Source organism: Pseudomonas sp. SH10-3B, assembly GCF_019891415.1.
Lineage (GTDB): Bacteria > Pseudomonadota > Gammaproteobacteria > Pseudomonadales > Pseudomonadaceae > Aquipseudomonas.
In genome coordinates, this window is the sequence record NZ_JAFLXD010000003.1 from 230939 (window position 1) to 255082 (window position 24144).

The window sequence follows — 24144 nt, forward strand, 5'->3', positions numbered from 1 at the left end:
CAAATGTGGGAGGGGGCCTGCCCCCTCCCACAGTTTGATTGGCGTTATGGCTGGCTGATGTGTTCCAGGGTGTAGCGCAGCGATGCCGGCAACATCGAGCTGGCGATGAGGCCGATGCTAGATGATAAGTTTCACAATCAAGTCAATTTCGCATCCGGAAAAAGTTTCGCAATGTGGTGAATCAACGCCGGATTAGGCTAAGGTGCGGCCCACGCGCCCTTTCCCTGCGAGACCTCTGCATGCGACCCCTGATCTTCGCCAGCCTGTGCCTGCTGGCAGGCTGCCAACAAACGCCGCCGGCCAACGACCAGCTCGACGCCGTACTCTGGACCCAGACCTCCATCGAACACGAGTTGATCTATCGCCAGGTCTTCGCCCATGCCACCCGCCAGCTCGACGTGGCGCTGGCCGATCCCAGCTGGGACGCGCTGCCCTTCCCTCCCCGCAACCTGAGCGGCCTGCCACCGGCGGTGGTAGTGGATATTGACGAAACCCTGCTGGACAACGTGCCGCTCAATGCCCGCGACGTGATCAATAACCAGGTGTATGGCTACGACCGCTGGAACACCTGGGTCGACCAGGCCAAGGCCCAGGCCCTCCCCGGTGCCGTGGCGTTCCTGCAAGCGGCGCAACAAAAAGGCATCACGGTTTACTACCTGACTAACCGCGAACACAGCCAGGTCGCGGCCACTGTGGCCAACCTGCGCCTGCGCGGTTTTCCGGTGGAGAGCAATCAACAGGTGCTCGCTGCCAGCACGCCTACCGGGCACTGCGAAAGCGCCGGCTACGGCAAGAACTGCCGCCGCCAATGGGTCGCCAGCCATGCTCGCGTGCTGTTGATGGCCGGTGATTCCCTGGGGGATTTCGTCCAGGCCGAACGCAACACCCTCGAGGCCCAGCGCAAGGCCGTCGAACCCTATGTGAACTGGCTCGGGCAGCGCTGGTTTTTGCTGCCCAACCCGACTTACGGCAACTGGTACAGCGCGCCCTATGGGGATGATGAAAAGCTGCCGTTCGCGCAGAAACGCCAGTTCAAGCAGCAGGCGTTGCAGTTGCAGGAGTAACGCCAACCTAGTGCAAGCGCCCGCCCAACGGGTACTCGACCGCCAGGCGGATCTGGTTGGCATCCAGCTCCGCCTGGGCCGCATTGCCCCGGTGCACGGCGTGGCGCAGGGTAAAGGCGAGGTTTTTCGCGACACCGGACTGCACCACGTAGCGTGCTTGCAGGTCACGTTCCCAATGCTTGCCCCCATCACCGTAGCCGAGCCATTGGTAGCCGCCGCGAGGATCCATGTGGCGACCGTCGATGCCACTGCCGCGTACATACAACGCCGCCAGGCTCAGGCCTGGCATGCCATGGGCCGCCAGGTCCAGGTCATAGCGCGCCTGCCACGAGGCTTCCCGTGGGGCGTTGAAGTCGGACAGCGCCACGGCGTTGCTCAGGTAAATCGCCCCGCGCGTCACGTAGTCGAACGGCGTATCGCCACTGACTTTCTGATAGCCCACGCCCACACTGTGGGCACCGAACCGATAGGTCGAGAGCAGGCTCCATGTGGTGTTATCGATGCGCCCGGACAACGCCTTGCCGGTGTCCTGGGTGCGATACAGGTTCAGGTCAACGGTCAGTGCCTGGCCGGGAAACAGCGGCCGGGTGTAGACCGCCCCGAGGTAATGCTGGCGCCAGGTGTCTTCATAGACAGCGCTGAACACGCTGGCGCTCAGCCCCTTGATTGCCGTATTGCGCACGCCCACCAAGTCAAAGCGATCGCCTTGCTTGCCATTGGAATAGTTGACGACAAACCCTCGGTCATGGCTGCTGGCGTTGCGGTCGGTGCTCTCATTGAAGTGCCCCGCGAACAGGGTGGTGGCCGGCAACTCGCGGCTGGTCAACCACCATCCCGTTGCGGTTTCGGGCAGCAAGCGGCTGTCGGACGAGGCAAACACCGGGGTTTTCACCCGCTGCTCGCCGTAGCGCAATTCGGTCGAGGAAAAGCGCAGTTTGGCAACCGCACCACCGCGGCTGAACTGGTCCTTGGGGTGACCGTCATTGTCCACCGCCAATAGCCGGGCCTTCCCGGCACGCCCACCGCCACTGTCCAGTTGCCACGCGGAATAAACGTGCGCATCCAGGCCAAAACCCAGGGGGCCGGTGGTGAAACCCGAGGCGTAGTCAGCCATCAGGCCATAGGCCCATTCTTCCGCCAGGTCGCTGCGCTGGGATCGAGGTTTGTAGGCGTTGCGTGCGCCGTTGCTGAGGGCGCCATGCTGGTAGTCGCGGCGATCGTAGACACTGCGGTTGAGCAGGTTCCACTGACTGTCCTCGATAAAGCCTTTGGCGGTGTCTTGTTCGGCGGCGAAGGCGAGCAGGCTCTGCCCTCCCAATGCCAATAGCAGGGTGCGGGTCGATAGCATCTTCACGGTTTGACTCCAGAACGTGTCAGGCAAAGGTGTTCCGCAGGGCGCAGAACACCGTTGGTTCCGTCAGAGGTATTTGAGAATCGCGATGTCGCGACGACGCTGTTTGAGGCCGGCGAACCAGCGCGTCGGGAAGAACAGCAACACCCCGAGTATCACGCTCCACAACCACACCATCGGCAGGTCGTCAAAACCGTAGTAGGTGCCCTGGTTCGCGCCCCAGATCGCCAGCGCGACCAGGTACATGGCCTTGAGCACGTAGAGGTGCAGCAAGTAGAAAAACATCGGCGCCCCACCGTAAATCGCAAGGGTCGCGGTAGCCCAACGGGCCTGCCATTTCTCGAACAGCGCCAACAGCAGCAGCGACAGGCCCAGGGTCGGCATCAGGAACATCAGCGACGGCGGGTATTTCTTCGCGCTCATGAAGCTCATGAAGGTGCGCAATGCATCACCGGTCTGCACCCAGGGTTTCTCGCCGTACACGTTGAGGTAGCGGATAAACACAAACGCGACCAGCAAGCCTGCTCCCAGCTTGACCAAGCGGGAGATACGCTCGGCCGACGGCATCGCCTTGCCAAACCACGGGCCGATGCCCCAACCCAGCAGGATCACACCGATCCACGGCAATATCGGGTACGTCGTGCGGGCGCGGGTGAATTCGGTAATGTCGATAAACACCCGCTGATGCAGGATCGACCAGGGCACGAAGAACGGCGACTCCGGCCCGACGGTCACGCCATCGAGCAGGTTATGCCCGGCGACAATCACCACCCCCAGCACGATCAGCCAGGCGCGCTTGAAGTGCAGCAAACCGGCAAGCACGATCATGCACAGGCCGATACACCAGATCACTTGCAGCCATAACGTCTTGGGTGGGAACTCGGCATTCCAGGCAAAGCACACGAAGGTGATTTCCAGGAACACCAGGAACAGCCCGCGCTTGAGCAAAAACACCGAGGTCTCGCGGGCGCTGTGTTTCTGGCTGTAGAGCCAGGCCGACAAGCCCGTCAGGAAGATAAACGCCGGGGCGCAGATCTCGCTGAGCATACGGGTGAAATACAGGTCCGGGGTGACACTCAAGGCATCGATCGGGTCGGTGACCTGCCGGTGCAGCAAGAAGGTTTCTCGCACATGGTCGATGAGCATCAACAGCATCACAAAACCGCGCAGCGCATCGATGGCCAGCATGCGCGTGGCCGCCGTGACGTTCGTGCGGGCAAGCGTCGGCGCAACAGTGCCCGCCTGACCGGCCAATCCTGAAGAAAGGGTCATATCAATCACTCATGAAGGAGGCAATGAATCAGGCTGACTTTTTCAGCCTGGCGACTTCCGATGCCGGCAGTTGCGACGGCGCGCGAGGTAACGGCGCCTGGCCTTGCTGGCGGTGGAACGACAACGTCGAACTGAAGCGTTTGACGTCAAACCGCTCGGGCTTGCCCGCCGGATCAAGACGCTCGCCAGGGCTGTTGTCCTGGTACTCGACGGCCACCACGTAAGTGCCCTGCCAGGGCAGCTCGAAGCTGACGTTGCCGGCGGCATCGCTGCGCTGCTTGAAGACTTCACCTGAGGCGGTTTCCAGCACGACCTCCTGGCCCGTCAGCGGCTTGCCCGCGTAGAACACCCGGAACTGCGCACGGCCCGCATCGGCAACGCCGGTGGGCACGATATCCAGGGTCAGCTCCGGGCTACGGGCCCGCAGGTCACCGACCCAACGCGTGGCCGGGGTCCAAGCGGCTTTCAAGGTCTTGGCGCCTTCATGCACATCGAACATCGGATAGTGCAGGTCTTGCGCCAGCAACGAATCCTCGTGGCCGGGCTGCTCCGCCAGCATGAACGCCTGGCGCTGCAGGCTCAGCTGCAGCGGTGCCGACCGGTCGGCCATCGACCAGGCCTGGAGCTGCCTGAACCGATCCATTCCCCCCGGCGTGACCTCCAGCACGTTCTTGTCATACTCCCCGTAGTACAAGGCCAATGGCTGGCCGGGAAGTTGTTCGTACCAAATCTGATGCGCCTCACTGGCGGTTGCCAACATGAACGCCCCATAACCCAACAGTGCTTTTGCGTTGCTCATTCGCATTTTTTTCGCTCCGATTGGTGGTGTTCAACCCAAGGCTGTCGCGGCTGGAAAACACCGTACAACCCTGCGCTCCCTCACTCTGCAAGCATTACAACGCAGGCCCTTTTGCGGTATGCGCCGAATTGCGCCCACGGATCGGCGCAGACCACTGTTTAAGGGCCCGAAAAAGTGTTTTATGCGGGTTGCGTCGAGATGAGGCGTTTAGCCAAGACTACGAGTGAGCGTGTCCAATTGAGGTGCAAAAGCAGTGAGCTTTGATCGTTCCCACGCCCTGCGAAAAGCTGTGTACCTGATGTACCGAGGTGCCTGCATCGCAGGCAAGCCAACTCCCACATTTGAACCGGTTCCCCCCCTAAAGCGGGGTCCGCTGAAAGACCGCCATCAGGGACATAGCTATCTACAACGTTGTAGCCGCCAACAGTAACCACGATGCGAAGCGAGCCGCCCTTGATCTTGCTTTTGATCTTGATCTTGATCTTGATCTCAGGCGCCCCGTTAACCACGCTGGCCGGAATTCGATAGTGATTTGGGGGGTAAACCGGCAGGGATGCCGGTTTAGCCGCCCCGCGCCATGGATGGCGCGTGGCGGCGGCCCCCCAAATCACTGTCGGATTACGGGCACACCGAGCCTGGGCGAGGTGCCGAGTGGTGGGGCGAAGGCCTTTTGCTTACTTTTGGGCCTCTCCAAAAGTGAGTCGCTGTAAGAGCGAAACCATAAGTGGCCGTGACCGCAGCAACGGATATGTACCCGGTCCAATCCAAAAAAATGGTCGGCCCAGAGGCCGCCATCGGGGGCAAGCCCCCTCCCACAGGAAAGCGAGCGTGTGTCAGTGCCGCAGCAACTTGCGCAACGGCACACCATCCTTGAGCACCGGCGACTTGATCACGATATAGCTGAAGTACTTGGAGATACCGATGTTCTTATCCAGCAGGCTCTCGACCACTTCCTGATAGTGCTGGATGCTGCGGGTCATGAAACGCACCAGATAGTCATAGCCACCACTGATCAAGTGACACTCAAGCACTTCATCCACCAGGCGGATATTCGATTCGAATTTGGCGAAGTCTTCACGCTTGTGGTCGCTGAGGGTGATCTCGGTAAACACCGTGACCGAGTCGGTAATCTTGGCCAGGTTCAAGTGCGCCTTGTAGCTGGAAATGTACCCGGCCGACTCCAGCCGCTTGACCCGTTGCAGGCACGGGCTGGCGGACAGGCCCACGGCGTCGGCGAGGCTGACATTGGTCATCCGGCCGTCTTTTTGCAATTCAACCAGAATACTGATGTCGATCCGGTCCAGCTTGACTTGCCCTTCCATTGCGTACCTCTTGACTGCCGTTTGTAAGACAATCTTCTAGCAAAATCAGCGCCGTAAAGACAGCTGATGCTGCGCCACCAGATCCGCCATGCTGTTGATGCAGTAGTCCGCCGCGCAAGGCGAAGGCTGCCGCGCCCGGTGGCGGCCGATCAAACAGCGGTCCAGCGCCGCGTGTGCGCCGACCGACGGTCGCGTCACATGCAGCACCGGTTGCAACTGCTCGCCCTGCTCCGTGAGCCATTGCGGGTCTTCGGCCAGGGAAATGAAATCTTCCGGTGCAATCCCCAATCGCTCGCACAACACCCCGCGATCCTCGGCATCGCGGTCGCCACGCACCAGCAGCCGGTAGAACTTGCGCAGGTACAGCATCGCCCCCGGCGCATCCTCGAACAACGACCAATTGCCCGCCGAACGGGCAAAGCTCATGCCCTCCTCCCAACTGGCGTGCAGGCCCCAGCTCTCGGCCAACTGGCGATGGGCAAAACACAACACGCCACTGAAGCCCAGCTCGGCGAAACGCGGATAGAGCTGGGCAACCTGCGCATTGAATTCGGCCAGCACCTGTTCCTTGATCGGCTGCCCGCCACGGCTGTCGAGCAGCGGCTGCAACGCTGTCCACACCCCGGAATCGCGATCCACCAGCACTTCATCGCAATCGATCAGCAACGCTCGATAATCTGTCAGTCCCATGTGGGGTCAAGCCTCCAATGCCGCAGTTGGCCCATAGCGGGCACAGCCTCAGATCAAAACCCGTGCCAAGGCGCCGTCGAGGATTTTCAGCGCTTCGTCGACCTGGGCTTCGGTGGTCACCAACGGCGCGAGGAAACGCAGCACATTGCGATGCACCCCGCATTTGATCACCAGCAAACCACCCGCCCGAGCTGCATCGATCAGCCGTTGGTTGAGGTCGGCATCCGGGGTGCGGGCCGGGTCATCCTTGATCAACTCCATCGCCAACATAAAGCCGGTGCCGCGCACATCGCCGATGCGCGAGTAGCGCGCCTGCAAACCGAGCAAACCCTGGCGCAGGCGCTCGCCCAGTACTTGGCTGCGCGCCAGCAACTGCTCCTGCTCGAACGCATCGATCACCGCCAGCGCCGCCGCACAGGCCAGCGCATTACCGCCGTAGGTGCCGCCCAGCCCGCCGGGCAGTGGTGCATCCATGATGTGCGCCTTGCCGACTACGCCGGACAACGGCAAACCGCCGGCCAGGCTCTTGGCCACGGTGACCAGGTCGGGCTGGATACCCGCGTGCTGGAAACCGAACCAGGTGCCGGTGCGACCGAAGCCGGTCTGGATTTCGTCGAGGATCAACACGATGCCATGCTTGTCGGCCAACGCTCGCAGTGCCTGGAGAAACTCAGGGGGTGCGGTGAGGAAACCGCCGTCGCCCTGCACCGGCTCGATGATGATCGCAGCCACCCGCTCCGGCGCTACCTGGGTCGCGAACAATTCATCCAAGGCCTTGAGCGCGATTTCACTGGTCACGCCGCGATAAGCATTCGGGTACGGGGTATGGAACACCTCCGGTGCAAACGGCCCGAAGTTCTGCTTGTAGGGTTGGCTCATGCCGGTGAGCGTGGTGCCCAGCAACGTGCGCCCGTGGAAACCGCCACGGAAGGCAATGACCGCCGAGCGATTGGTATGGGCGCGGGCGATCTTCACCGCATTTTCCACCGCCTCGGCGCCGGAGGTGAAGAACGCGGCTTTGTACGCGTCCTGGCCGCCGATCATTTCACACAGGCGCTGGGCCAGGTCGAGGTAAGGCTGGTAGGCAACCACTTGGAAGCAGGCATGGGAGACCTTCTGCAACTGGGCCTGCACGGCGGCGACCACCTTGGGGTGGTTGTGACCGATGTTGAGCACGCCAATACCGCCGACGAAGTCCAGGTAACGCTTGCCATCCACGTCCCACAACTCGGCGCCCTGGGCACGGTCGATCACCAGCGGGTGCGCAGTCACCAGGCCACGGGGCACGAACTGCTCGCGCTGACGGAGCAAATGAGGGGTTTCGTCGACTTTGCTATTCATGGCATTTCCCATCGTGAGTCCGGCAACCGGAAGGTGGTTGCGATGCTGTCCAGAGTACGACCTGCAGGCAACGAACTACGCCGAACTTGCCCCATGAGAAATTCGGATCAACTGTTTTCGCCCCGCGTTTCAACAGATCCTGCGCCGGGCTTGGGGGATGATGATCGCTACCTTTATCCAGCAGGAAATGCCCATGGCCTTGCTCTACAAAGCTGACCCGGTGCGCGGCCAACACTGGCAGGCACTCTTTGCCCAACACGCGCCGGACATCGAATGGCGCGCCTGGCCCGACATCGGCAACCCCTGCGAGGTCGACTACCTGGCCGCCTGGCAGGCGCCGGACGATCTGGCGCGTGTGCTGCCCAACCTGAAGGTGTTGTTTGCGTTGTCGGCCGGTGTCGATCAACTGGACCTGGACCGTTTGCCTGCGGGCCTGCCGGTGGTGCGCCTGCTGGATCCGGGCATCACCCGCGGCATGTGCGAATACGCCAGTTGGGCGGTGCTCAGCCTGCACCGCGACATGCTGCGTTACCGTCAGCAGCAGGTTGCGCGCTGTTGGCAGGCGCATCTGTTGCAGCCGGCTGCGAACCGGCGCGTGGGGGTGATGGGCCTGGGAGCCCAGGCCCAGCAGATTCTGGCGACCTTGGCACCGCTGGGCTTTGCCCTGTCCGCCTGGGCGCGCAGTGCGCACCAGGTGCCGGGGGTGGAATGTTATGCGGGGGAAGCACAACTGCCGGCGTTTCTGAGCCAGTGCGATATTTTGCTGTGCGTGTTGCCGTTGACGGAGCAGACCCAGGGGATTCTGAACCGGCGCTTGTTTGCGCAACTGCCACGGGGGGCGGGGTTGGTGAATATGGGCCGTGGGGGGCATTTGGTTGAAGAGGATTTGCTCGAGGCACTGGAGAGTGGGCAGTTGAGTGGGGCCGTACTGGATGTGCTGCGGGAAGAGCCGGCGGCGCCGGAGCATCCGTTTTGGGAGCATCCGCAGGTGTTGTTGACGCCGCATATTGCGGCCATGACCCAGCCGGAGAGTGCGTTTGGGGTGTTGTTGGAGAATATTCGGCGGTTTGAGCGGGGGGAGGAGATGGTGGGTGAGGTGGATCGGTTGCGGGGGTACTGAGTACATATCCGTTGCTGCGGTAACGGCGGCTATTGGTTCCGCCCTTACGGCGGGTCACTTTTGGAAAGAGCCCAAAAGTAACCAAAAGGCTCTCGCCCCACCACTCGGTACCTCGCCTAGGCTCGGTATGCCCTCACTCCGGCTTGAATCCGTGGGCCGCCGTCATGGGCCATCCTTGGCCCAGGACGGCTAACCCGGCGTCCTGCCGGGTTACCCACGGATTCAACCCTGCGTTCGGCCAGCGTGGTTAACGGGGCGCCTGAGATCAGGATCAAGATCAAAAGCAGATCAAGAGCCAGAGCCAGATCAAAAGATTGCTGACTTCGTCAGCGGTTAAGGAAGTAGAAGCCACAACGCGTACGCTTCAATGGTCAGGTCGGCTTTAAGGCCGCCTCGCTTTGGCTTTTGATCTCAAATCGCCCCATCAAACACGCTGGCCGAACGCAGGCTTTGGAGCGTGGGTAACCCGGCAGGACGCCGGGTTAGCCGCGCTGGGCCATGGATGGCCCATCGCGGCGGCCCACGCTCCAAAGCCTGCGTTCGGGCACACCGAGCCTAGGCGAGGTGCCGAGTGTTGGGGCGAAGGCCTTTTGCTTACTTTTGGGCCTTTCCAAAAGTGAGCCGCCGTAAGGGCGGAACCATAAGTGGCCGTTACCGCAGCAACGGATATGTACTCAATCAAAAAGCCGCCCAGCTATCGCAATCCCCACATCCTGAGTCGATCCCCGGCCCCCCAAATCCGGCGTAACCACCCCTTCTGCAATCACCACCTCAATCGCCCGCAATATCCCATCATGCGCCGCCCGATACCGCCCATCCCCATTGCCCAAGAAGTCCAACATCAACGCCCCCGACCAGATCATCGCAATCGGATTCGCAATGTTCTGCCCGTAAATATCCGGCGCCGATCCATGCACCGGCTCGAACAACGACGGAAACCGCCGCTCCGGATCCAGGTTCGCCGACGGCGCTATCCCGATGGTCCCCGCACACGCCGGCCCCAGGTCCGACAGAATGTCGCCAAACAGATTCGACGCCACCACCACATCAAACCGGTCCGGCTGCAACACAAACCGCGCGCACAAAATATCGATGTGCTGCTTGTCCCAAGCGACCTCGGGATAGTCCGCCGCCATCAATGCCGTGCGCTCATCCCAATACGGCATGCTGATGGAGATCCCATTGGACTTGGTCGCCGCCGTCAGCTTCTTGCGCGGACGAGTCTGGGCCAGGTCGAAGGCAAACTTGAGGATGCGGTCGACCCCACGTCGAGTGAACACCGATTCCTGCAGCACAAATTCATGCTCGGTGCCTTCGAACATCTTGCCGCCCACCGAAGAATATTCACCCTCGGTGTTTTCGCGGATCACCACAAAGTCGATGTCCCCCGGCTTGCGCCCAGCCAGTGGGCACGGCACGCCGGGAAACAGCCGCACCGGGCGGATGTTCACGTATTGGTCGAAGTCGCGGCGGAACTTGAGCAGCGAGCCCCACAGGGAAATATGGTCCGGGACTTTGTCCGGCCAGCCCACGGCGCCGAAGTAGATCGCGTCAAAGCCCTTGAGCTGCTCGAACCAGTCCTTGGGCATCATCTGCCCGTGTTCCAAGTAGTAATCGCAGTGGGCCCAGTCGAGCACTTCGATGCTCAGGTTCAGGTCCCAGATCCTGGCAGCCTGTTCCAGTACCCGCAGCCCTTCGGGCAGCACTTCCTTGCCGATGCCATCGCCGGCAATCGCGGCGATTCTGAATGCCTTGCTCATGGTGCGTGCCTCGCAAAAATTCAGTTCAAGCCGCCGATATGGAAGGCTTTGACTTCAAGGTATTCGTCCAGGCCGTACTTGCTGCCCTCGCGTCCCAGGCCCGATTGCTTGATGCCGCCGAACGGCGCGACTTCCATCGAGATGATCCCGGTGTTGAGCCCGACCATGCCGAACTCCAGCGCCTCGCCAAAGCGCCACGAACGCTGCAGGTCCTGGGTGAAATAGTAGGCGCCCAGGCCGTACGGGGTGGCGTTGGCCAGGGCGAGGGCCTGGGCTTCGTCGGTAAAGCGCATCAGCGGTGCCACAGGGCCGAAGGTTTCTTCATTGGCCAGCAACATCCCGGCGTGGGTGTCGCCGAGTACCGTGGGTTGCACGAACTGGCTGTCGCCGCTGGGGACAGCGCCGCACAGCAACCGGGCACCCTGGCTCAGGGCGTCGTCGATATGCCGCGCGACTTTGTTCACCGCTGCGGGGTTGATCAGCGGGCCGATGGTCACGCCGTCTTCCAGACCGTTGCCGACCTTGAGCTTGCCCACCTCTTCCACCAGCCGCGCCGCGAAACGCGCGTAGATACCGTCCTGCACCAGGATACGGTTAGCGCACACGCAGGTTTGCCCGGCGTTGCGGAACTTGCTGAGCATCACCCCGGCCACCGCCTGTTCGAGGTCGGCGTCATCGAACACGATAAACGGCGCATTGCCGCCCAGTTCCAGGCTCAAGCGCTTGATGTGCTCGGCGCTCTGGCGCATCAACAGGCGGCCGACGGCAGTGGAGCCGGTAAAGGAAATCTTGCGCACCGCCGGGTTGCCGGTCAGCTCTTCGCCAATGCCGGCGGGCAAGCCGGTAATGACATTGAACACCCCGGCCGGAATGCCGACGCGCTCGGCCAGCACCGCCAGGGCCAGGGCCGACAGCGGCGTGAGGTCCGAGGGTTTGACGATGATCGGGCAACCGGCGGCCAGCGCCGGTGCGCATTTGCGCGTGATCATCGCGTTGGGGAAATTCCATGGGGTGATGGCGGCGCATACGCCCACCGGTTGCTTGAGGGTCAGCAAACGCCGATCACCACTGGGCGCGGGCATGGTTTCGCCGTAGACCCGGCGCGCTTCCTCGGCGAACCATTTGACGAAACCGGCACCGTAGCGCACTTCGCCACGGGCTTCGTTCAGCGGTTTGCCCTGCTCGCAGGTCATGATCAGCGCCAGGTCATCGAGGTTGTCGATCATCGCCTGGTACCAGCGCTCCAGCAGCACCGCGCGTTCGGCGGCCGGGCGCGCGCGCCAGGCAGGCCAGGCACGCTCGGCGGCTTCGATGGCGCGGCGGGTGTCCACCGCGTCCATGGCCGGCACCTGGGCAATCAAGTGGCCGGTGGCGGGATCGCGGATGTCCAGGGTGGCGCCGCTGTCGGCAGCGATCCACTGGCCATCTACGTAGGCGAGTTCAGCCAGCAGGCTGGGGTCTTGCAAGCGATTCTTGAGCATGGTCGAGTCCTGATCCGAGACACGCTCCAGTCTAGGGAGGTGCCACAAACGAGGATGCCGAAAGCGCGGTTAAAGCAGCGTGCCGTGCTGAAATTCACCCCAGGACGGCAGGCTCTGCTAGGCCGTCAGCGAACCGAGCAAGCCTTGCAAAAAGCGCTCGCCGGCGTCCATCTGGCTGATCTCGATAAACTCGTCGGGCTTGTGCGCCTGCTCGATGGAACCCGGCCCGCACACCACCACTGGTACGTCCAGGCGCTGCTTGAACAGGCCGCCTTCGGTGCCGAACGAGACCTTGGACGTACCGGTGCCCGGCGCGGCGAATTGCTTGAGAAAGCGCACCGCCTCGACGCTGGGATGGGTGTCGAGGCCGGGATAGACATTGATCGTTTCGATCTCGATGGCCGCCACGCTGGACAGCTTCTGCGCCTCACGCACGATCACCTCGGCGCGCTCGCGCATCTGCTCCAGGAACGCGTCCAGGTCGTCCGCCGGCAGGTTGCGCACTTCGAAGTCCAGGGTGCACAGGTTGGGCACGATATTCAGCGCCTTGCCGCCGACAATCTGGCCAACATGCACGGTGCTGTAGGGCACGTCATAGTCGTTGTCCTGGGCACCATGGCGCTGCAACTGCTGCTGGCTGTCACGCAGGGCGGCGATAAAGTCACAGGCCACGTGGATGGCGTTGACCGAGCGCGGCGCGAGGGATGAATGCGCTTCCTGGCCCCGGCAGTACGTGCGGTAGGACCCCTTGCCCTTGTGGCCGAGTACAAACTGCATGTTGGTCGGCTCACCGATCACACACAAAAACGGCCGCACCGGCGCCAGATGCAGCACGTCGAGCAAACGCCGCACACCGACGCAGCCGATCTCTTCGTCATGGGACAGGGCCAGTTGCAGCGGGCGGTTCAGGCTGTGGTCGGCGGCGTCCAGCATGGAGTCGATGGCCAGGGCGATAAAGCCCTTCATGTCGCAGCTGCCACGCCCATAAATGCGCCCGTCCTGCACGGTGGCGGCGAAGGCGGGAAAGGTCCAGGCCTGCCCCGCCGCCGGCACCACGTCGGTGTGCCCGGACAGCAGCACGCCGGGCTGTTCCCTGGGCCCGGTGCTGGCGAACAGGTTGGCTTTCTTGCCGCTTGAGTCCTTGACGATCAGCGACTCGATGCCCTTGCTCAGCAGCAGGTCGCGCACATATTCAATCAAGGCCATGTTCGACTCCGATGACACGGTGTCGAAGGCCATCAGCTGTTTCAGAATCGCCAATACGCGGGGTTTCATGAGGCCTGGCTCCGTTGCTCGGCAGGTAGGGCGAACCGGGTGATGGAGAACGGCTCGATCGGGGTGCTGGTGCTGCCGGTGGCGAGCAGCTCGGCCATCACATCGCCGACGCCCGGGCCAAGCTGGAAACCGTGGCCGCAGAACCCGAAGGCATAGAACAGCCCGTCGACCGTACCGCTGGGGCCCATCACCGGCAGCGAGTCCGGCAGGTAGCCTTCGATGCCGCTCCACACGCGGATGATGTTCAGGTTGCCGACACCCGGCAGCAGGCGGCGCATCTGGCTGACTTGGTTGAGGATGCTGCGCGGTTCCACGTAGGCGCGGCGGTTGAGCATATCCGGCTTGCTGCGGTAGCCGCCGCCGATGACGATATTGCCCCGGGGAATCTGGCGGAAGTAGATCACCTCTTTGGGCACCTTGGTGTACACGCCAATCACGGTGGGCAAGGCATAAGGCACCGGCTCGGTCACGGCCATTTGCGGGCCGTGGGTGTCCAGCGGTACCGGTTCGCCGAACTGCGCCGAGAGCTTCTGGCCCCAGGCGCCGGCGGTGATCAACAGTTGCGCGGCGTGGAACTGGCGGCCGTCGGTGGTGGTGACCTGGAAGTCAGCGCCGACTTTCTGCACCTCGGCCACTTCGGTGCGTTCTTCAATCTGCGCGCCCAGGCGCCGGGCAGCACGGGCAAACGCCGGCGCGGCCAGGCGCGGGTTGGCATGGCCGTCGTGGGGCGCGTAGGAGCCACCCTTGACCTCCGGGCCGAGGAAGCCGAAGCGTTGATGCAGTTCGGCGCCACGATAAATCTTCAGGTCCAGTTGTTGCGCTTCCGGTGCGGCGGCGTAGGCCTCAAGCTCGGCGATTTCATCTTCGCGGTAACACACACGCATATGCCCGCTGGGGATGAATTCCAGGTCGTCGTCGATCAGTTCCGGCAGGCGTTTCCACAGCGCCCACGAGCGGTTGGCCAGGGCCAACTGGCCGAGGAAGCGCCCTTGCCGGCGCACATTGCCGAAGTTGACGCCGCTGGCGTATTGGCCGATCTGGTCGCGCTCCAGCAGGATCACCGACTGCCCGCGACGGCGCAGAAAAAACGCGGTTGCCGAGCCCATCACACCCCCGCCGACAATCACCACATCGGCTTTTTGCACGCTCATGACGAGACCTCCTCGGTGATCAACATCGACAACGGTTTGACCGGCGCCTGGCCGCGCTGGCGCCCGACCTCCTGCACCGGCACGCCGGCAGCGGCGGCGATCACTTCGGCCCCGGCCTGGGAGCAGTAACGCCCCTGGCAACGGCCCATGCCCACGCGGCTGAACGCCTTGGCGCGATTGACTTCGCAGGCGCCCTTATCTTTCACCGTACGGCGCAGCTCGCCAGCGCTGATCATCTCGCAGCGGCACACGATGGCGCTGTCCGGCAACGCCTTGGCCTGTTCGCTCGGCCACGGGAACGCCTGGGCCAGGCCCAGGCGGAATTGCTCCATCACCGCCAGGGCCTGCTGTTGTTCATCGCGCAGGCCGGTGTCGACCGGGTGTTGCAGGTCTTCCAGCAGCGCCAGCGCCACCAGGCGCCCGGCGTGCTCGGCGGCATCGGCGCCGCGAATTTTCGCACCGTCACCGGCCGCGTACACGCCCTTCACCGAGGTGCGTCCGGCGTCATCCGTGGCCAGCCACCATTGGCTCGATGCAGCATCGAACGCCATGCGACAACCAGCCAGGTCACCCAGCTGGGTTTCCGGGCGCAGGTGGTAACCCAGCGCAACGGCATCGGCCTGCACCGTGACGGTCTGCCCGTTGCCGGTGGCGAAGCGCACACCGCTCACGCCATTGGCCGCGTCGCCCATCACTTGCAGCGGCTTGACCCCCAGGTGCACCGCCACCTTGGCGCGGTACAGTTGCGCCAATAGCTTGATCCCGGTGAACAGCACGCCAGGCCGCGCCAGCAGTTTGGGCAAGGCTTTCAGGCGCAGGCTCAAGGCTGAGGTGTCGAGCACCGCCGCCACTTCGGCGCCGGCCTTCACATACTGGCTGGCGACCAGGTACAGCAACGGCCCGCTGCCCATGAACACCACGCGATGACCGATGGACACGGCCTGGTTTTTCAAGGCGATCTGCGCCCCGCCCAGGCTGTAGGTGCCCGCCAGTTGCCAGCCCTCGATGGGCATCAGGCGGTCGGTGGCGCCGGTGCAGAGGATCAGTGCGTCGTAATCCACCGTGGTGTGGCTGCCCTGGCTCACGCAGCACAGTTGCCCTGGCGTGAGGTTCCACACCAGGGTGTCGGGGCGGTAGTCGATGGCGTCGCGCAGGCGGTCGAAACTCTGGTGCAGCGCCTGGGCCTTGGCGGCCTCGCTGCCGTACAGGGTCGCGTAGTTGCGAGTGAAGCCTTCTGGCTGACGCCGGTAGATCTGGCCGCCGTCGCGGCGGTTTTCATCGATCAGGATCGGTTTGATCCCGGCCGCCATCAGGGTTTCGGCGCAGCGCACCCCGGCCGGTCCAGCGCCCACAATAACTACCCGTGCAGTGGCCATGTCGCCTCCGGTTGTGTGGTAACGATGTCCAGCCCGTCACGGACTTCATTGGAACAGGCGCGCAGGCGTTCGCCGCTGCGGGTCCACACCCAGCAATCCTGGCACGCGCCCATCAGGCAGAAACCGGCACGGCGGCCGCTGTCGAATTCCGATTGGCGCAGCGCGTTGCCCTGGGTCAGCAGCGCGACCATCAAGGTGTCGCCCTGCAGGGCTTGGACGGCGGCGCCGTCCACGGTCAGGCTGACCGTCGGCCGGCCCTGTTCGGCCAACCTCACAAAACGCCCGTTCATGCATAGGCTCCCAAGGTCATGGTCGTAACGCCCTGCTGGGTATCCAGCAACTGGGCGCTGTCGTGGTGGCAAAGGATTTCACCGCCGTTGTCCAGGCTGCGACGGCTCGGCGCGGTGCGGTTGCACAGGCCGTCGACGCGCACCGGGCAGCGATTGAGGAAGGTGCACAGTTCCGGCACGTTGGCCCGCTCGCCAATCGCTGGCAGCACCTCGGACGCGGTGCCGCAGCTTTCCAGCCAGCCTTGGCGCAACTCGGGCACCGAGTGAATCAACAGGTCGGTGTAGGGGTGGAACGGCGGCTGGGCAAACGACTGGCGGCTGCCGGCCTGGACCTTGTGGCCGCTGTACATCACCACAATGTCATCGCACAACGCACGCACGGTGGAGATGTCGTGGCTGATAAACAGGTACGACACCCCCAATTGCTGGCGCAGGTCGCGCAGCAGTTCGAGGATCGCTGCGCCCACCACGGTGTCGAGGGCCGAGGTCACTTCATCGCAAAGGATCAGGTCGGGTTTGGCCGCCAGCGCGCGGGCCAGGTTGACCCGCTGCTTTTGCCCGCCGGACAGCTCATTCGGGCGCCGTTCGGCGAGGTCGCGGGGCAGGCGCACCAGGTCGAGCAGTTCGCCGATGCGGGTTTGCAGCGCCGCGCCTTTGAGGCCGAAATACATTTTCAACGGTCGACCGATGATGGCCGCCACGCTGTGCATGGGGTTGAGCGCGGTGTCGGCGTTCTGGAACACCATCTGGATCCGGCGGAATTGCTCCGGGGTGCGCTCGGCGAGGCTGCCGCCCAAGGGTTGCCCGTCGAAAGCCAGGCCGCCGAGGGCCGGGGTCAACAACCCCGCCACCACCCGGGCCAGGGTGGATTTACCCGAGCCCGACTCGCCGATCACGCCGATGGCCTGGCCACGGCGCACGGTGAGGTCGATGTCTTCAAGAACCCGAATCGACGGCATGCCGTGCAGGTTCTTGTTGCCGTAGCCAGCGGTGAGGCCGGTGATGGTCAGCAGCGGTACCTCTCCGGCGACGCCGCAGGGCGGGCGAATGGTGGTGTCGGGCCGTGCGGCGGCCAGCAGGCTGCGGGTGTAGGCGTGGGTCGGGGCGTTAAGCAACGGTGCGGTGGCGCTTTGCTCGAGGATCTGACCACCGTTGAGCACCACGATCTGGTCGGCCATTTGCGCCACCACCGCCAGGTCGTGGGACACGTACACCGCCGTGGCCCCGCGCTCGCGCACCACGCGTTTGAAGGCGCGCAGCACGTCGATCTGGGTGGTCACGTCCAGGGCGGTGGTCGGCTCGTCGAGCACCACCAGCAGCGGGTCACTGATCAGCGCCATCGCCGCCATCACCCGTTGCAGCTGCCCGCCGGAGACCTGGTGCGGGTAGCGCTGGCCGATGCGTTCCGGGCCCGGCAACGCCAGGTCGCGGAACAGTCCGATGGCCTTGGTGTGCAGCTCGGCCCGAGTGCCCAGGCCATGGATCAGCGCGCCCTCTATCACCTGGTCAATGAGCCGTTTGGCCGGGTTGAACGCTGCTGCGGCGCTTTGCGCGATATAGGACACGCGGTTGCCGCGCAGCCCTTGCAGTTGGTGTTCGCTCAGGGCGAGCATGTCGTGCTCGCCGACCTGCACCACCCCGCCGGACAAACGACAGCCGCGCCGTGCATACCCCAGCAAGGCCAGGGCGATGGTGGTCTTGCCCGAGCCGGACTCACCGATCAACGCCAGCACTTCACCTTGTTTCAGGGCAAAGCTCACGCCCTTGACGATTTCCACCTCGCCGCGCTCGCCACAGGCGACCACGCGCAGGTCTTCGACGCGAATCAATTCAGTCATTTCAATGGCCTCCCGTGCGTCGACTACGTCGCGACGACAGATAGTCGATCAGCAGATTCACGCCGATGGTCAGCGTGCCGATGGCCAGCGCCGGAATGATGATGGCCAGCGCGCCCTGGTTAAGGCCGCCGATGTTTTCCCGCACCAGCGAGCCGAGGTCGGCGTCCGGCGGTTGCACGCCCAGGCCAAGGAAACTCATGCCGCTGAGCAACAGCACGATGTAGCCGAAACGCAGGCCCAGGTCGGTCAGGACCGGGTTGAGCATGTTCGGCAGGATCTCCATGCACGCCACGTACAACCGGCGCTCGCCACGGGTACGCGCGACCTGCACGTACTCCAGGGCTTCGATATTGACCGCCATGCTGCGGGCGACGCGGAAGGAGCCGGGGATATAGCTGATCACGGCCGTACAGATCAGCAACGTCACCGATGAGCCAAAGGCCGAGACCATGATCAGCGCAAGCATTTTGCTCGGGATCGAGATGAAGGCGTCCATGATGCGGCTGATGATCTCGTCCAACCACTTGGGCGAGACCACCGACAACAGCGCACACCCGGTGCCGAAGGTGCTGGCCAGTAACGCCGCCACCAGCGCCAGCCCGACGGTGAACCGCGCGCCCACCAGCACCCGGCTGAGCATGTCGCGGCCCAGGTAATCGGTGCCGAATGGATGCGCGAGGCTGAAGCCTTCGAAGATGTTATCGGACACCACCTCCCCCACCGGGTGAGGCGCCAGCCACGGGCCGAGCAGCGCCACCAGCAGCCAGGCGACGCACACCACGCCGCCCAACAGCCCCAGCCACGACGGGCCGCTGGACACCTTGGCGAGTGCCAGGGCGGAGGAAACAGGCTTGGATTTCGCAATGAGGTTGTTCATTGGTTTCTCAGCCTCGGATTGGACAGGATCGCGCACAGGTCGGCGAGCAGCACCAGGCCCAGGTACGCCGCGCAAAACAACATGGTGCACGCCTGCACCAGCGCCATGTCGCGGTTGGTCACGGCATCGACCATCAAGCTGGCAATGCCGGGGTAGTTGAAGATGGTTTCGACGATCACCACCCCGCCCAACAGGTACGACAGGCTCAGGGCGATGGCATTGGCAATCGGCCCGATCGCATTGGGCAAGGCATGGCGCAGCACGATGCGGATCGGGCTGACGCCCTTGAGGCGCGCCATTTCCACGTAGGGGCTGTCGAGCTGGTCGATCACGGCAGCGCGGGTCATGCGCGCCATTTGCGCGACGATCACGCAACACAGCGTCATCACCGGCAAGGCATAGGTGCGCAGAAATTGCAGCGGTGAACTGATGTCGCTGGCATACGAGAGGGCCGACAACCAACCGAGGTTGACCGCGAAAATCAGCACCGCCAGGGTCGCCACCAGGAATTCCGGCACCGCGACCATCGCCAGGGTGATAAAGCTCAGGCAACTGTCGATGCGCCCGCCCCGGCCCATCGCCGAACCGATACCGAGTACCAGCGCCACCGGCACCGAGACCAGCGCCGTGGCGCCCGCCAGCATCAGGGTGTTGGGCACCCGGCCCGCCATCAGCTCACCGACCGGCATGGCGTTGGAGACCGACACGCCCATGTCGCCAGTGAGCAGGCTCATCAACCAGTGCAGGTAACGCAACACACCGGGCTGGTCCAACCCCAGTTTCAGGCGCAGGGCCGCCACCTGTTCAGGGGTCGCGAACTGGCCCAGGGATTGTTGCGCCGCGTCCCCCGGCAGTACCGCCGTGATCGCGAACACGACCATGGACACGATCAACAAGGTCAAGGCCCCGGCGCCGAAGCGCCGGCCGATCAACCACAGTGTATTGCTATTCATCCCACGACCCTCCTCAAGCGTCCAACCACACCTGCTCGGCAAACATGTAGCCCATGAAACCGCCCAGTGGGTTGCTGTCGTAGCCTTTGATGCGCTGGTCGACGCCGTCGATATTGCTGATGAACACCGGCACGCCGATGCCGCAGTGGTCGTGCACCAGGGTCTGCATGTCGCCATACATCTTGGCGCGCTTGGCGTCGTCGGTTTCGCCACGGGCCAGCATCAGCAACTGGTCGAACTGCTCGTTCTGCCAGCCGGACTCGTTCCACGGCGCCTTGGACTGGAAGAACTGCGAGAACATCACGTCAGCATTCGGCCGTGGGTTGATGTTGCCGAAGCTCAGCGGGTGCTTCATCCAGTGGTTGGACCAGTAGCCATCGCTCGGCAGGCGGTTGACGTCGAGCTTGAGCCCGGCCTGTTTGGCCGACTGCTGCAAGAGCACGGCGATGTCCACTGAACCGGTGGCGGCAGGCGAGGCCATCACGGGCATGGTGATGCTTTCCATGCCGGCTTTCTTCAGCAGGAACTTGGCTTTTTCCGGGTCGTAGACCGTCTGCGGCAAGTCGGTGTTGAAGTAGCGCGAACCCGGCGCAATCGGGTGGTCGTTGCCCACCACCGCAAAGCCACGGAATACGGCGGACTTGACCTGTTCACGGTCGAGCAGCAGTTTCATCGCCTGGGTGAATTCCGGGCTTTTGCCGGGCAGTTGGTCTTGTCGGATGATCAAGTCAGTGTAGTTTCCCGACGGCGCGTCGACGACGCGATGCTTGGCACTGGCCTTGATGCGCGTGGTGGAGCGCGGGTTGACCTCGTTGATCATGTGCACATCGCCCGACAGCAGTGCATTGACCCGCGATGGCTCGTCGGCAATCGCGATGAACTCGATCTCGTCGAGGTACGGCAGGCCCGGTTTCCAGTAGTTCTTGTTGCGCACCGCAATCGAACGCACGCCGGGCTTGAACTCGCCCACGGTGAACGGCCCGGTGCCGATGCCTTTACTGAAGTCGCTGGTGCCCTCGGGGACGATCAACAGGTGCGACACCGCGAGGATCGACGGCAATTCGGCGTTGGCCGCGCTGAGGCGGATCTGCACTTCGTTCGGCCCGCTGGCCTTGATCTCGGCGAACTGCTCCATCAACGGCATGACCTTGGAACCGGTCAGCGGGTCTTTGTGGCGGTTGAGGGAGAACACCACGTCGGCGGCGGTCAGGGCCTTGCCGTTGTGGAAGGTCACGTCCTTGCGCAGGGTGATGGTCCAGACGGTGGCGTCGGTGTTGTCGATGCGCTCGGCCAGTTCCAGTTGCGGCACCAGGTGCTTATCGAAGCGGGTCAGGCCGTTGTAGAACATGTAGTGGCGCACATAGTCGGTGGACAGCGCGCCCTTGGCCGGGTCGAGGGTGTCGGCGGTGGAGCTGGACATGCCGGCCACGCGGATCTTGCCGCCTGGCTTGCCTTTGCCGGCCACGGCGGCCTCGTCGGCGAACAGCTTGCCGGCGGCGCCGAACAGGCTGCCGGCACCGGCGGCGGCGACACCGGCAACGCCCAGCATTTGCAGGGCGTTGCGGCGCGACATGCCGCGATTAAGACTTTCGAACACCCGCAGGCTGTCCTGGCCGGAGATGAGCTCGGGGGTGTTTTTGTTGTCAGTCATAGCAAGGCTACCTGTCGATAATCGGAAGAATCGAGTGCTCACGGATGTCCGGAGCGTCCTGGAAACGCAAACGACGGTGACGCAACAACGGCAACTCAGTGCAGATAGTCCTGGAAGCGGTAGTAAGCCCCCACGAAGGGCAGGAACCAGGGCTTGCCGAAATGCCCGACGATTGCCGGCCATTCCAGTTCGCGCCAAGGGTTGGCGGCCGCATTACCGGCCATCACTTCGGCCATTACCTGGCCCATGTGCACCGACATCTGCACGCCATGGCCGCTGTAGCCCATGGAGTGGAACACGCCGCCATGCTGGCCGGCGCGGGGCAGGCGGTCGGACGTCATGTCCACCAGGCCACCCCAGCAGTAGTCGATCTTCACGTGCGCCAACTGCGGGAACATGTTCAGCATCGCCGCTTGCAGTACCTTGCCGCTCTTGGCGTCGGAGACACTGTCGGACATCGCAAACCGCGCACGTCCGCCAAACAGCAGGCGGTTGTCCGGGGTCAGGCGAAAGTAGTTGCCGATCATGCGGCTGGTCACATAGGCGCGATGTTGCGGCAGCAACTGGTCGATCAGCGTCTGGGGCAAGACTTCGGTGGCGATGACAAAACTGCCCACCGGCACAATCCTGCGGCGGTACCAACCCAGGTCGCCATGCTGGCAGGCACCGGTTGCCAGCAGGACTTGCCCGGCGTGCAGTGAACCCTTGGCGGTGTTGACCTGATAGCCGCCGGCCTGGGCCTTCCAATCCTTGACGGGGGTGTGCTCGTAGATCATCGCACCACGCCGCGCCGCCGCTTCGGCCAAGCCGACCCCAAAGCGGCCGACATGCATCTGCACGCCGTTGCGTTGCAGCAGGCCGCCATGAAACTGCGCCGAATTGACTTCAGCATGGGTCTGCTCGGCGCTGAGCAACTCGACATCGGCATCCACCTCCTGGCGGATCAGCTCGCAGGTGCGGGCCAGGCCTTCGTAGTGCATCGGCTTGGCCGCCAGCTTGAGCTTGCCGTTGCGCACCAGGTCGCAGGCGATCCCTTCCTGCTCGACCAGTGACACCACCGTCTGCACGGCACTTTCATAGGCCTGGTAATAGGCGCGCGCCTTGGCGGCACCGAGGCTGGCGTGCAACCCGGCGTAATCCTGGGCCACCCCGGTGTTGCACTGCCCACCGTTGCGTCCCGAGGCCTCGCCGATCACCCGCCCGGCGTCGAGCACCACCACACTGGCGCCCTTGAGCGCCAACGCCCGCGCTGCCGCCAGGCCGGTGAACCCACCGCCGACCACAGCCACATCGACCTGCTTGGGCAAGCTGCCCAGCTGGGCACCGGTAAACGCCGGTGCGGTGTCGAGCCAATAGGATTCACTGCCCATGTCTTGCCCTCAGAGGTGTGCGGTTACAGACCGACCAGCGCCGGCAGCCCACCGATATCGGGGATCTGCTGGTAACTGTAGAACGCGTTGCCCGGCACTTCGTGGCCACGGGCGACGAAGGCTTTGTTTTTGATCTTCATGTCATGGGCCGGCATCAGGTCGTAACGGAAGCTGGAAGACACATGCAAGATGTCTTCCGGGCCGCAACCGAGGTTGTCGAGCATGAATTCAAACGCGGCCAGGCGCGGCTTGTAGGCCTGGGCCTGCTCGGCGGTGAACACCTTGTGGAACGGCGCGCCGAGCTTGTCGACGTTGGACATGATCTGACTGTCGCTGGCATTGGAGAAGATCACCAGGGGAATCTTGTCGGCAATTTTCGACAGCCCGGCCGGCACGTCTGCATGAGGGCCCCAGGTCGGCACGGCGTCGTAATACAGCTGGCCTTCCTCGCGATAGTCGATACCCCAGCGTTTGCAGGTACGGGCCAGGGCGGTCTTGAGGATTTCATCGTAGGGGCGCCAGTCGCCCATGACCTGGTCGAGGCGGTAGGCCGAGAAGTCTTTGACGAACTGGTCCATTTGTTCAGGCTTGATGCGATCAGCGAACAGCTCGCGGGTCATGGTGCCCATATGGAAGTTGGTCAGCGTACCGTAGCAGTCGAACGTAATGAATTTGGGACGAAGAAAGCTCATTGAGTGCGGTCCTGGAGTTCGTTGAGTGTGACAAGCGTTCGCTGCCCTGGCGGCGCGTCGGCCTCGTTGCAGCACAGGTTCATTACACCACTGTGAAATCAGCATATGCCGTCTAAAAAGACCTGCGCTCAATACAAACCACCGTTTTGGTGGCCGGGCTCAGCAGACTTTGCGGTGCGCGCCAGGCTTGGGCAGGGCCAGTGTTTGTGCGCTTTTAGGGGGCTTTTGGGGGTGCAGAGGCTTAAGCACGGGGGTGGGGGCGGCAGAAAGTGTGGCTGGTTGAATTGTGGGAGGGTGCTTGGTTCCGTGGCGGCCTTTGGGCCGACCATGTCGTTGGGTTTGAGCGCGTACATATCCGTTGCTGCGGTCACGGCTGCTATGGGTTCCGCCCTTACGGCGGGTCACTTTTGGAAAAGAGCCCCAAAAGTAACCAAAAAGGCTCTTGCCCCAACACTCGGCACCTCGCCTAGG

The 24144-nt window shown here is 63.3% G+C and carries 20 protein-coding genes; 2 read left to right on the plus strand and 18 right to left on the minus strand.

Going from position 1 to position 24144, the window contains the following annotated elements; genetic code table 11:
• Positions 1-239: 239 nt before the first annotated feature.
• The gene (locus J1G35_RS04130; RefSeq protein ID WP_223013663.1) at positions 240-1064 is read left to right on the plus strand and encodes an HAD family acid phosphatase; all 825 of its coding nucleotides are present in this window, start codon (positions 240-242) and stop codon (positions 1062-1064) included.
• 7 nt (positions 1065-1071) lie between these two features.
• Here J1G35_RS04130 and J1G35_RS04135 read toward each other — a convergent pair whose 3' ends face one another.
• The 6 genes from J1G35_RS04135 to gabT all read right to left on the minus strand — a co-directional run bounded on the left by J1G35_RS04135 (position 1072) and on the right by gabT (position 7839).
• On the minus strand, positions 1072-2418 hold the full coding sequence (locus tag J1G35_RS04135; RefSeq protein WP_223013666.1) for an OprD family porin: 1347 nt from the start codon (positions 2416-2418) through the stop codon (positions 1072-1074).
• 63 nt (positions 2419-2481) lie between these two features.
• On the minus strand, positions 2482-3687 hold the full coding sequence (locus tag J1G35_RS04140; protein ID WP_223013668.1) for a heparan-alpha-glucosaminide N-acetyltransferase domain-containing protein: 1206 nt from the start codon (positions 3685-3687) through the stop codon (positions 2482-2484).
• Positions 3688-3715: 28 nt separating this feature from the next.
• Positions 3716-4486 carry a DUF4198 domain-containing protein gene (locus J1G35_RS04145; protein ID WP_262417129.1) on the minus strand — a complete coding sequence of 257 codons (771 nt, stop codon included), beginning with the start codon at positions 4484-4486 and terminating at the stop codon, positions 3716-3718.
• An 833-nt stretch (positions 4487-5319) separates the two neighbouring features.
• Complete coding sequence (locus J1G35_RS04150) at positions 5320-5808, minus strand: Lrp/AsnC family transcriptional regulator (protein WP_010449292.1); 489 nt, start codon at positions 5806-5808, stop codon at positions 5320-5322.
• Positions 5809-5853: 45 nt separating this feature from the next.
• On the minus strand, positions 5854-6498 hold the full coding sequence (locus tag J1G35_RS04155) for a tautomerase family protein (RefSeq protein ID WP_223013672.1): 645 nt from the start codon (positions 6496-6498) through the stop codon (positions 5854-5856).
• 48 nt (positions 6499-6546) lie between these two features.
• Complete coding sequence (gene gabT / locus J1G35_RS04160) at positions 6547-7839, minus strand: 4-aminobutyrate--2-oxoglutarate transaminase (protein WP_223013674.1); 1293 nt, start codon at positions 7837-7839, stop codon at positions 6547-6549.
• A gap of 193 nt (positions 7840-8032) precedes the next feature.
• Between gabT and J1G35_RS04165 the strand changes: the two genes are divergently transcribed.
• Positions 8033-8959, plus strand: a complete 927-nt coding sequence (locus J1G35_RS04165; protein ID WP_223013709.1) for a glyoxylate/hydroxypyruvate reductase A — start codon at positions 8033-8035, stop codon at positions 8957-8959.
• 674 nt (positions 8960-9633) lie between these two features.
• Here the strand turns inward: J1G35_RS04165 and J1G35_RS04170 are convergent.
• The 12 genes from J1G35_RS04170 to J1G35_RS04225 all read right to left on the minus strand — a co-directional run bounded on the left by J1G35_RS04170 (position 9634) and on the right by J1G35_RS04225 (position 23673).
• Positions 9634-10719, minus strand: a complete 1086-nt coding sequence (locus J1G35_RS04170) for a tartrate dehydrogenase (RefSeq protein WP_223013676.1) — start codon at positions 10717-10719, stop codon at positions 9634-9636.
• Between the two features lie 20 nt (positions 10720-10739).
• Positions 10740-12200, minus strand: coding sequence for an NAD-dependent succinate-semialdehyde dehydrogenase (locus tag J1G35_RS04175; RefSeq protein WP_223013678.1), 1461 nt, complete (start codon positions 12198-12200; stop codon positions 10740-10742).
• Between the two features lie 117 nt (positions 12201-12317).
• Entirely contained in the window at positions 12318-13475 is a 1158-nt protein-coding gene (argE, locus tag J1G35_RS04180; protein ID WP_223013680.1) for an acetylornithine deacetylase, read from the minus strand.
• Positions 13472-14626 carry an FAD-binding oxidoreductase gene (locus tag J1G35_RS04185; protein WP_223013682.1) on the minus strand — a complete coding sequence of 385 codons (1155 nt, stop codon included), beginning with the start codon at positions 14624-14626 and terminating at the stop codon, positions 13472-13474. Before J1G35_RS04185 ends, argE begins: the two co-directional genes overlap by 4 nt.
• Positions 14623-16002 carry an FAD-dependent oxidoreductase gene (locus tag J1G35_RS04190; protein WP_223013684.1) on the minus strand — a complete coding sequence of 460 codons (1380 nt, stop codon included), beginning with the start codon at positions 16000-16002 and terminating at the stop codon, positions 14623-14625. The genes J1G35_RS04185 and J1G35_RS04190 overlap by 4 nt, the downstream gene beginning before the upstream one ends.
• Entirely contained in the window at positions 15984-16292 is a 309-nt protein-coding gene (locus J1G35_RS04195) for a (2Fe-2S)-binding protein (protein WP_053138839.1), read from the minus strand. Before J1G35_RS04195 ends, J1G35_RS04190 begins: the two co-directional genes overlap by 19 nt.
• On the minus strand, positions 16289-18130 hold the full coding sequence (locus tag J1G35_RS04200; RefSeq protein WP_223013686.1) for an ABC transporter ATP-binding protein: 1842 nt from the start codon (positions 18128-18130) through the stop codon (positions 16289-16291). Before J1G35_RS04200 ends, J1G35_RS04195 begins: the two co-directional genes overlap by 4 nt.
• A 1-nt stretch (position 18131) precedes the next feature.
• The gene (locus J1G35_RS04205; RefSeq protein WP_053138844.1) at positions 18132-19007 is read right to left on the minus strand and encodes an ABC transporter permease; all 876 of its coding nucleotides are present in this window, start codon (positions 19005-19007) and stop codon (positions 18132-18134) included.
• Complete coding sequence (locus J1G35_RS04210; protein WP_053138848.1) at positions 19004-19960, minus strand: ABC transporter permease; 957 nt, start codon at positions 19958-19960, stop codon at positions 19004-19006. Before J1G35_RS04210 ends, J1G35_RS04205 begins: the two co-directional genes overlap by 4 nt.
• A gap of 13 nt (positions 19961-19973) precedes the next feature.
• A complete protein-coding gene (locus J1G35_RS04215; RefSeq protein WP_131698236.1) occupies positions 19974-21611 on the minus strand; it encodes an ABC transporter substrate-binding protein in 1638 nt (545 codons plus the stop codon).
• 95 nt (positions 21612-21706) lie between these two features.
• On the minus strand, positions 21707-22981 hold the full coding sequence (locus tag J1G35_RS04220) for an FAD-binding oxidoreductase (protein ID WP_223013688.1): 1275 nt from the start codon (positions 22979-22981) through the stop codon (positions 21707-21709).
• Positions 22982-23004: 23 nt separating this feature from the next.
• On the minus strand, positions 23005-23673 hold the full coding sequence (locus J1G35_RS04225; protein ID WP_053138855.1) for a haloacid dehalogenase type II: 669 nt from the start codon (positions 23671-23673) through the stop codon (positions 23005-23007).
• Between the last annotated feature and the right edge of the window lie 471 nt (positions 23674-24144).

What these genes read in the sequence shown, in the direction of transcription:
- J1G35_RS04170 (WP_223013676.1), bottom strand. Translation starts at nt 10,719, where the DNA reads ATGAGCAAGGCATTCAGAATCGCCGCGATTGCCGGCGATGGCATCGGC.
- J1G35_RS04220 (WP_223013688.1), bottom strand. Translation starts at nt 22,981, where the DNA reads ATGGGCAGTGAATCCTATTGGCTCGACACCGCACCGGCGTTTACCGGT.
- J1G35_RS04225 (WP_053138855.1), bottom strand. Translation starts at nt 23,673, where the DNA reads ATGAGCTTTCTTCGTCCCAAATTCATTACGTTCGACTGCTACGGTACG.
- J1G35_RS04150 (WP_010449292.1), bottom strand. Translation starts at nt 5,808, where the DNA reads ATGGAAGGGCAAGTCAAGCTGGACCGGATCGACATCAGTATTCTGGTT.
- J1G35_RS04200 (WP_223013686.1), bottom strand. Translation starts at nt 18,130, where the DNA reads ATGACTGAATTGATTCGCGTCGAAGACCTGCGCGTGGTCGCCTGTGGC.
- J1G35_RS04145 (WP_262417129.1), bottom strand. Translation starts at nt 4,486, where the DNA reads ATGAGCAACGCAAAAGCACTGTTGGGTTATGGGGCGTTCATGTTGGCA.
- gabT (WP_223013674.1), bottom strand. Translation starts at nt 7,839, where the DNA reads ATGAATAGCAAAGTCGACGAAACCCCTCATTTGCTCCGTCAGCGCGAG.
- J1G35_RS04165 (WP_223013709.1), top strand. Translation starts at nt 8,033, where the DNA reads ATGGCCTTGCTCTACAAAGCTGACCCGGTGCGCGGCCAACACTGGCAG.
- J1G35_RS04205 (WP_053138844.1), bottom strand. Translation starts at nt 19,007, where the DNA reads ATGAACAACCTCATTGCGAAATCCAAGCCTGTTTCCTCCGCCCTGGCA.
- J1G35_RS04210 (WP_053138848.1), bottom strand. Translation starts at nt 19,960, where the DNA reads ATGAATAGCAATACACTGTGGTTGATCGGCCGGCGCTTCGGCGCCGGG.
- J1G35_RS04140 (WP_223013668.1), bottom strand. Translation starts at nt 3,687, where the DNA reads ATGACCCTTTCTTCAGGATTGGCCGGTCAGGCGGGCACTGTTGCGCCG.
- J1G35_RS04195 (WP_053138839.1), bottom strand. Translation starts at nt 16,292, where the DNA reads ATGAACGGGCGTTTTGTGAGGTTGGCCGAACAGGGCCGGCCGACGGTC.
- J1G35_RS04130 (WP_223013663.1), top strand. Translation starts at nt 240, where the DNA reads ATGCGACCCCTGATCTTCGCCAGCCTGTGCCTGCTGGCAGGCTGCCAA.
- J1G35_RS04155 (WP_223013672.1), bottom strand. Translation starts at nt 6,498, where the DNA reads ATGGGACTGACAGATTATCGAGCGTTGCTGATCGATTGCGATGAAGTG.
- J1G35_RS04185 (WP_223013682.1), bottom strand. Translation starts at nt 14,626, where the DNA reads ATGAGCGTGCAAAAAGCCGATGTGGTGATTGTCGGCGGGGGTGTGATG.
- J1G35_RS04190 (WP_223013684.1), bottom strand. Translation starts at nt 16,002, where the DNA reads ATGGCCACTGCACGGGTAGTTATTGTGGGCGCTGGACCGGCCGGGGTG.
- argE (WP_223013680.1), bottom strand. Translation starts at nt 13,475, where the DNA reads ATGAAACCCCGCGTATTGGCGATTCTGAAACAGCTGATGGCCTTCGAC.
- J1G35_RS04215 (WP_131698236.1), bottom strand. Translation starts at nt 21,611, where the DNA reads ATGACTGACAACAAAAACACCCCCGAGCTCATCTCCGGCCAGGACAGC.
- J1G35_RS04175 (WP_223013678.1), bottom strand. Translation starts at nt 12,200, where the DNA reads ATGCTCAAGAATCGCTTGCAAGACCCCAGCCTGCTGGCTGAACTCGCC.